Raw genomic sequence first — 1327 nt, forward strand, 5'->3', positions numbered from 1 at the left:
TCCTTCTCGGTAAACCGCTTCTTGCTCATATAATCGCCCTCCGATGCTTACTACAGTATACAAAAAGGTACCCATAGCCTGAACACCTTTTTTCAAAGTGTCCATTCTATGGGTACCAGTGTATCGGGATAGCCCCTTGTTATTTTTTGCTTATAATGCCTGGTGTAAGCTTTTCCTGGTCCTCATCATCAAATGGATACAAGACCCAAACAAACATCTCCACGATTATGATTCATATAGGCAAATAAATATATATTCATCCTTTGCCTCTTCGATGAGCGCAATGGATAGCTGCGTTTTTCGAAGGATCGACTTCCGCTTAGCCTTCATAAAAATTTGCTCCATTTCTGCAAAGCTGCATGCTTGCAACATATCCGGTTGTTTGTATTGCCAAAGAACTGAAATCTCCAACCATTATTGTTTACATCATACTGTAAACCAAAATCGAGATTGAAATGTTTATTAGATGTACCGCCTCCCGTTTCGATTGTCCAAAAAACAGTTGGATAAGTACCAGATTTAATATTCCAGGAGTCTGGCATTTGGAACGTAGTTTGAGAGGCTTTATATGCTCCCCAATCATTATTTGTTCTATGAACTTCCGCTCCATATGCAAATGCACTCATCGGTAGTGCTGCTAACACGAATAAAGATAAAATTGCTGCAATAATACCTTTTTTCATTATTGATTAACCTCCAATAAATAATTTTTTATAGAACGCTGGCCAGCATTCGAGTTTGAGCATGACTTATGCAGTTCATTCCAAGCGATGGAAATTAGAAATGTAAGCTAAAAGCCTGAAAACCCCTTGACTTTTGGGAATAACACCAATAATCGCGAAGAATACCTTTTCTAACGGGTATATCTCTCAAGATATTAGGTGATTTCAGTGAAACAAACCCTTGAAAATCCACGATTTCGTAAGCTTTCACAAGGCGAATGCGCGGGAGCGCCAATCTTGCGATCGCTTTGGGAAAAGTTCGACTTTTCATTGCTCTTGACACAATCCGGGATATTCAAACGAAGCGGTGCACCGTCATGGATGTTACGCATAGCGCTCATCCCTATGCAAAGAAACTACCGTTTCTGTGCTGGCTCATGGACTCTTCATCGAAAACATACAGCTGGTGTATGAACCTCGTTGTCCTGCAGGCGGTGCTCCAAAATGGACTAGAATATCCGTTGTTCTACCGCGCTTGGCATAAAGTGCCTGACGATGAGGTCGGCTTAACCAAGTTTGATTTAGCCAGACAAATGCTGCTCATGCTGCGTGAGTCGGTCACTTGCCGCCTCTGGGTAGCGATGGACCGATGGTATTTATGTAAA

Annotated in this window: 2 protein-coding genes; one reads left to right on the forward strand and one right to left on the reverse strand. The window is 41.7% G+C overall.

The genetic code is table 11. From position 1 onward, the window contains the following. Positions 1-326: 326 nt before the first annotated feature. A complete protein-coding gene (locus AC2TDN_RS26445; protein ID WP_482066045.1) occupies positions 327-683 on the reverse strand; it encodes a hypothetical protein in 357 nt (118 codons plus the stop codon). A gap of 356 nt (positions 684-1039) precedes the next feature. Between AC2TDN_RS26445 and AC2TDN_RS26450 the strand changes: the two genes are divergently transcribed. Further along, the coding region (locus AC2TDN_RS26450) for a hypothetical protein (RefSeq protein WP_484690725.1) at positions 1040-1327 on the forward strand (288 nt) is incomplete at its 3' end.

This window comes from Paenibacillus sp. Y660, from assembly GCF_057221575.1.

What these genes read in the sequence shown, in the direction of transcription:
- AC2TDN_RS26445 (WP_482066045.1), bottom strand. Translation starts at nt 683, where the DNA reads ATGAAAAAAGGTATTATTGCAGCAATTTTATCTTTATTCGTGTTAGCA.